Origin of the sequence: Mycobacterium europaeum (assembly GCF_002102155.1) — a bacterium.
GTDB classification, from domain to species: Bacteria; Actinomycetota; Actinomycetes; order Mycobacteriales; family Mycobacteriaceae; genus Mycobacterium; species Mycobacterium europaeum.
Genome location: NZ_LQOU01000064.1, coordinates 157,074 through 163,313, shown reverse-complemented (window position 1 = coordinate 163,313; position 6,240 = coordinate 157,074). Strand labels below are relative to the sequence as shown.

7 protein-coding genes and 1 tRNA gene are annotated in these 6,240 nt (G+C 70.2%); 3 read left to right on the top strand and 5 right to left on the bottom strand.

Annotated elements, in window-relative coordinates:
- Positions 1 to 81: 81 nt before the first annotated feature.
- The 5 genes from AWC03_RS24840 to AWC03_RS24820 form a co-directional block, all read right to left on the bottom strand.
- Positions 82 to 154: transfer RNA gene (locus AWC03_RS24840), tRNA-Ala, on the bottom strand.
- 46 nt (positions 155 to 200) lie between these two features.
- On the bottom strand, positions 201 to 1,247 hold the full coding sequence (gene sepX / locus AWC03_RS24835; protein ID WP_085243343.1) for a divisome protein SepX/GlpR: 1,047 nt from the start codon (positions 1,245 to 1,247) through the stop codon (positions 201 to 203).
- A gap of 163 nt (positions 1,248 to 1,410) precedes the next feature.
- A complete protein-coding gene (locus AWC03_RS24830; protein ID WP_208859365.1) occupies positions 1,411 to 2,064 on the bottom strand; it encodes a GNAT family N-acetyltransferase in 654 nt (217 codons plus the stop codon).
- A gap of 21 nt (positions 2,065 to 2,085) precedes the next feature.
- Positions 2,086 to 3,378, bottom strand: a complete 1,293-nt coding sequence (gene glp / locus AWC03_RS24825) for a molybdotransferase-like divisome protein Glp (RefSeq protein ID WP_085243342.1) — start codon at positions 3,376 to 3,378, stop codon at positions 2,086 to 2,088.
- Between the two features lie 63 nt (positions 3,379 to 3,441).
- Positions 3,442 to 4,353: a UTP--glucose-1-phosphate uridylyltransferase gene (locus tag AWC03_RS24820; protein ID WP_085243341.1), complete on the bottom strand. Its 912-nt coding sequence runs from the start codon at positions 4,351 to 4,353 to the stop codon at positions 3,442 to 3,444.
- A 76-nt stretch (positions 4,354 to 4,429) separates the two neighbouring features.
- Here AWC03_RS24820 and AWC03_RS24815 point away from each other — a divergent pair, with 76 nt between their 5' ends.
- The 3 genes from AWC03_RS24815 to AWC03_RS24805 all read left to right on the top strand — a co-directional run bounded on the left by AWC03_RS24815 (position 4,430) and on the right by AWC03_RS24805 (position 6,183).
- The gene (locus tag AWC03_RS24815; RefSeq protein ID WP_085243340.1) at positions 4,430 to 5,029 is read left to right on the top strand and encodes a 5-formyltetrahydrofolate cyclo-ligase; all 600 of its coding nucleotides are present in this window, start codon (positions 4,430 to 4,432) and stop codon (positions 5,027 to 5,029) included.
- An 88-nt stretch (positions 5,030 to 5,117) separates the two neighbouring features.
- Complete coding sequence (locus AWC03_RS24810) at positions 5,118 to 5,435, top strand: FmdB family zinc ribbon protein (RefSeq protein ID WP_085243339.1); 318 nt, start codon at positions 5,118 to 5,120, stop codon at positions 5,433 to 5,435.
- 67 nt (positions 5,436 to 5,502) lie between these two features.
- Positions 5,503 to 6,183, top strand: a complete 681-nt coding sequence (locus AWC03_RS24805) for an SAF domain-containing protein (protein WP_085243338.1) — start codon at positions 5,503 to 5,505, stop codon at positions 6,181 to 6,183.
- The last annotated feature ends 57 nt before the right edge of the window (positions 6,184 to 6,240 follow it).

Here is a 6,240-nt window from a genome sequence, read left to right as displayed (position 1 = left end):
AAAAACCCCGGCCGATGGCCGGGGAATCTGTAACCCATGACGCGACTCATCTGTCACCTATGACTCGACTCATCACAAATGTGGAGCTAAGGGGATTCGAACCCCTGACCTACTCGATGCGAACGAGTCGCGCTACCAACTGCGCCATAGCCCCTGATCGCTAGCAGGCTACCAGCCGCGGGCCGAACCGCCGAACCGCACTACTCGCCGACGGCCCGCGGCAGATCCCGCGGCCAGCCGTAGTTGCGCATCGGCATCGCGTAGTCCAGGTGCTCGAAGATCGGGTCCTCGTCGTCGATCTCGAGAACAACGGCGCCGGGGCGCCGCAGCCGCGACGGCACCAGGTCGTAGCCGCGGTCGTAGGCGTTCTCCACGCCCATCCGGGCCCGCGCCATCCGCTGCATCCGGCGGCGACGGATCTTCTCCTCGATGCGGGTCTGCCTGCGCAGGTAAGCCAGGTAGACCAGCGTCACGGCGGTGGCGGTGCCACATACCCACCAGGCACTCGACGATATCTTGAACGCGGCCGTGGCCGAGCCCACCAGCACGACCGCCATCACCATCAGCACGCGCTTGCGGAACTTGTACTTGCGGGCGCTGACCGCGGCGGCGGTCTTCGCGTCGAATCGGCGGCGCCGCGAGGCGTTCCGCGGCACCGGCGCGGGCATCTCCTCCTCGTCGCCTTCGGCTTCGGCTTCCGGCTCCAGCCCGGAGGAGTCGTCGACGTATTCGTAGCCCTCGTCGTCTTCGCCGCCGGCGTGGGCGACCACGTCGGTGTCGGAGTCCTCGTCGTCCTCGTCGGCTTCGGGGTCGCCCTCGGCCGCGGCGGCGACGCCGGCGGGAAGCGCCTGCGAATCCTCGACGACATCGACGTCGAGGTAGTCGGGCTCGGTGCGCTCGGGCGTCGCGATCTTCATGACGACGGGGCGCGGGGCCCGCAGTTCCTCGGTGTCGCGGTCTTCTCCGTGTTCTTCTTCGTCATCGCCGGCGAGGTCGCGCTCGTCGTCCAGCTCGTTGTCGGCCGACTCCTCCGGCGGCTGCCAGTCCGGGTCGGAGCGGTGACCGGCCGCCGGGCCGCTCCGCTTGATCAGTCGGGAGTTCGCGCCACCGTTGAGGACGCGGGTCGCCAGCGCGACGTCGCTGGTGCGGCGCACGGCGTCGCGTTTGCTGACGAGCATCGGCACCAAGACGAACAGCCAGAGCACTACGAGCGAGATCCACAACAGTGACTGCGGAATGCTTGGCATGACGACCTGCTCTCTTCGGTTCCGATCCCCGCGAAGCCCACCGGTGGCCAGCGCGGCCGGGTCTTAGTGACCAGGACAATTACACACCTGTAATTTGGCTCTCACAAGCACCACAAGTCACTCGTGTCGCGGTAGCCACACAGCGGGCGAGGTGCTAGGCCGGTCAGGCCCAGCTGGCGTGCCCGGCGCGGACCAGGGCCGATGCCACCGATCCGGACACCTCTTCGACCGTCATGGCCATCAGCAGGTGGTCCCGCCACGCCTTGTCCACCTCGAGGTAGCGCTGCAACAGCCCTTCCTGGCGGAAGCCGACCTTCCCGAGGACGGCCCGGCTGGCGGCGTTCTCGGGCCGCACGGTGGCTTCCACGCGATGCAGCATCACCGGGCCGAAGCAGTGGTCCAAACCAAGCGCCAACGCCGCCGTGGCCACCCCGCCGCCGGTCGCCGACCGCGGCACCCAGTAGCCGATCCACGCCGATCGCAACGCCCCATGGGTGACGTTGCCGATGGTCAGCTGGCCGCAGAACTGCCCGTCGAGCTCGATGACATACGGCAGCATGCGGCCGGCGCGGGCTTCCGCGCGCAGGCCGGAACACAGCGGCGGCCACGCCGCGACCGCGTGCCGGCTCGTCCAGTCGCCGTCCGCGCTGGGCTCCCACGGCTCGAGGTGCGCCCGGTCGGCCAACCGGATGCGGCTCCACTGGGTGCCGTCGCGCATCCGCACCGCCCGCAACCGCACCACCCCCGCGGGGACCCGTAACGGACCGACGTCCAGCGGCCAGCCCGGATGGCGGGCGTTGGTACGCAACCGGTTCACGAGCGTGCGGAACGGTTCCACTTAACCGCGCTGAGCCAAGAAGGCGACGTCGACGATCTCGCCGGTGCGGATTTGTTCGGCGCCGCTGGGCACCACCACGAGGCAGTTCGCCTCGGCGAGGGTGGCCAATAGGTGCGAGGACACCCCGGGAGCGCCGCCGAGCGCCTGTACCAGATACTCCCCCGTCTCTTGATCGCGCATCAGCTGGCCGCGCAGGTAGCCCTTGCGACCGGCGACCGAAGCGATCGGCGACAGCGTGCGGGCCTGCACGATGCGGCGCATCGGCTGGCGCTTGCCCAGCGAGAGGCGGAGCAACGGCCGCACCATCACCTCGAAGACCACCAGCGCGCTCACCGGGTTCGCGGGCAGCAGGAACGTCGGGACGCCCTCGCGGCCCAGCTGACCGAACCCCTGGACGGACCCGGGATGCATCGCGACGCGGACAACTTCCATCTCCCCCAGCTCGGACAGCACCGAGCGCACCGCCTCGGCCGCGGCGCCGCCGACACCGCCGGCGATCACCACCACCTCGGAACGATTGATCTGGCCCTCGACGACCTCGCGGAATTCGGCGGGGTCGTTGCTGACGATGCCGATGCGGTTGACCTCCGCGCCCGCATCGCGGGCCGCCGCCGCCAATGCATAGGAGTTGACGTCGTACACCTGGCCGTTGCCGGGAGTGCGCGAGATGTCGACCAGCTCGCCGCCGACGGCCATCACCGTCACCCGGGGCCGCGGATGCACCAGCACCCGCTCGCGGCCGACCGCCGCCAGCAGGCCGACCTGGGCGGGGCCGATCACCGTGCCGGCGCGCACCGCGACGTCGCCGGGCTGCACGTCGTCCCCGGTGCGGCGCACGTACGCACCCGACGGCGCCCCGCGCAGGATCCGCACCCGCTTACTTCCGCCGTCGGTCCAGCGCAACGGGATGACGGCGTCGGCCAGCGTGGGCAGCGGGGCTCCCGTGTGCACCCTGGCGGCCTGACGGGGTTGCAGGCGGCTGGGCGTGCGCGCCCCGGCCTCGACGGTCCCCATCACGGGCAGAACCAGGCCCTCGCGGCGGTCCTCGTCCAGCTCCGCGTCGCCGGGCGGCTCACCCAGAGCGTCGACGCCCACTTCGCCGATGCCCAGTACGTCGACGCTGCGCACCGCGTAGCCGTCGATCGCGGCCTGGTCGAAACCGGGCATCGGGCGCTCGGTGACCACTTCCTCGGCGCACATCAATCCCTGCGCCTCGGCGATGGCCACCCGGATGGGCCGCGGAGCCACCGCGGCGGCCGTTATCCGGGCCTGCTGCTCCTCCACAGAACGCACAGCGCGCCTCTCTGCCCTTACCCCGACGGGCTTGGCCGTCTCGGCCCGGGCGTAGCAGGCCGGCTACTTCTCGGCCAGGCCTAACCGCGCCACCAACCATCGCCGCAAATCGGGGCCGTAGTCGTCACGATCCAATGCAAAGTCAACCGCAGCCTTGAGGTAGCCGCCCGGATTTCCCAAGTCGTGTCGAGATCCGTGATGCACGACGACATGCACGGGGTGGCCCTCGGAAATGAGCAGCGCGATCGCGTCGGTGAGCTGGACTTCGCCGCCCACGCCGCGGTCGACGCGACGCAACGCGTCGAAGATGGCGCGGTCGAGCACGTAACGGCCCGCCGCCGCCAACATCGACGGCGCGTCTTCGCGCTTGGGCTTTTCGACCATGCCCTTGACCCTCAGCACGTCCGGGTTATCGCCACCGGGCACCGGCTCGACGTCGAAAACGCCGTAGGCGCTGATCTCCTCGGGCGACACCTCGATCGCGCACAACACCGTGCCGCCGTATTCCGCGCGCACCTTCGCCATCGTTTCCAGCACGCCGGTGGGCAGCACCAGGTCGTCGGGCAGCAGCACCATCACGGCGTCCTCGTCGGGCGCCAGCGTGGGCTCCACGCAGCCGATCGCGTGTCCCAGTCCGAGCGGCTCGGCCTGCACCACGGACTCGACCTTGATCAGCTGGGGGGCGCGGCGCACCTTGTCGAGCATCGCCTTCTTGCCGCGGGCCTCCAGCGTGCCCTCCAGGACCAGGTCCTCCACGAAATGCGCGACGACGCCGTCCTTGCCCTCCGAGGTGATGATCACCAGGCGGTCGGCGCCCGCCTCGGCCGCCTCGGCGGCGACCAGCTCGATGCCGGGGGTGTCGACGACGGGCAGCAACTCCTTGGGCACCGTCTTCGTCGCGGGCAGGAAGCGGGTACCAAGACCGGCGGCCGGCACGATCGCCGTGTGTGGGACCACCACTTTTCGGCTTGACATTGTTCACACAATAACCCGAACGGGCCACGCCGAGGCGATGTGGCGCGGGCGAAGACGCGGCTGCCATGGTTGACACATGGCGACCACCAGTAAAGCCGCGTTGCGCGCCCAACTGCAGGCGGCCCGGCGCCGCGTTGCCGACGACGTGCGGGCCCGCGACGCGAGCATGCTGTGCGAGCACCTGCAGTCCGCGGAAATACCGCTCCGCAGCGGCGGCACGGTGTGTGCCTACGTGCCGGTGGGTGCCGAGCCCGGGTCGATCGAGATGCTGGATGTGTTGCTGCGGCGGTCCGGGCGGGTGCTGCTGCCGATCGCGCGCACCACCGACGACGACGCGCCGCTGCCGCTGAGCTGGGGCGAATACCGCCGCGGCACACTGGCCTCCGCGCGGTGGGGGCTGCTGGAGCCGCCCGAGCCGTGGCTTGCGGCATCGGCGATCGCGGAGGCGGAGCTGATCCTGGTGCCGTCGCTGGCCGTCGACCGCTCCGGGGTGCGGTTGGGCCGGGGCCGCGGCTTCTACGATCGCTCGCTGGGCTACCGCGACCCGCACGCGCGGCTGATCGCGGTCGTGCGCGACGCGGAATTGGTGGACGAGCTACCCGCCGAGCGGCACGACATACCGATGACCCATGCGCTCACGCCGCGGGCCGGGTTGACCGCCCTCAATCGGCGGTGACATCTCGGGAATGAGTGACGTCACGTGGCGGTTCTAGCACTTGAGACGCTAGAGTGCTAACAGGCTTTGCAACCATCCGGAGGTTTTTGTGCCGACTTACAGCTATCAGTGCACCGAGTGTGACGATCGCTTCGACATCGTGCAGGCCTTCTCCGACGATGCGCTGACCACGTGTGAGCGCTGCTCCGGGCGGCTGCGCAAACTCTTCAACTCGGTGGGCGTGGTGTTCAAGGGCAGCGGCTTCTACCGCACCGACAGCCGCGAGTCCGGCAAGAAGTCCACGAGCTCGGGCAACGGGTCCTCGTCGACCGACTCGGGATCGAGCTCGGGTTCGAGCGAGAAGTCCGCATCCGGCGAGAAGTCCAGCAGCACGTCCACGGCGCCAGCCGCCGCGGCCTCGAGCTGACGGGTTATCCACAACCGCCTGGGCCGCCGGCATTCGCCGCTGACCCCGCCGTGCTTACCGTTGCGGCGTGGGTGAATCGTCGCTGAATCCTGGCCTGTTGAGCCGCCTTTCGGGGTGGCTGCGCCCCGATTGGACCCGGACGGTGCTGGCGCGCCGAGTCACCGCGGGCGGGCTTGTCGTGTTGGCCGGCATTACCGCGCTGAGCGCCGACCCCGCCGGTGACTACGCCGAGGTGGTGGTCGCCGATCACGACCTGCGGCCCGGCACCGCGTTGACCCCCACCGACGTTCGCCTCGAAAAGCGTTTGGCGACAACCGTTCCCGACGGGGCACGCACCGATGTGGGCGCCGTGGTCGGGTCCACGCTGGCCGGCCCCGCGAGGCGCGGCGAGGTCCTCACCGATGTGCGGCTACTGGGCAGCCGGCTGGCCGAGGCCGCGATCGCCTCGACGGCGGGACCAGGCGCCCGGATCGTCGCGCTGCGTCTGGCCGACAGCGCCCTGACCGACCTTGTTCGCGCCGGCGACGTCGTCGACGTGCTGGCCGCGCCGTCGACAGGGTCGCCGGAGCCGCCCCAGGCGGCCCCCAAGGTGGTGGCCACCGACGCCGTCGTCGTGCTCGTGTCGGCCAAGCCAAAAGCCCAGGCAGGCGACGGTGACCGCGTAGTCTTGGTGGCGCTGCCGGCTCGCGTGGCGAACACGGTGGCGGGCTCGGCGCTGGGTCAGGCGGTGACCCTCACCCTGCACTGAGCGGCTCGCCGCCGTCGGCCCCGCGACCGACAGCAAACTCTGTCCAATCCCAGGAAG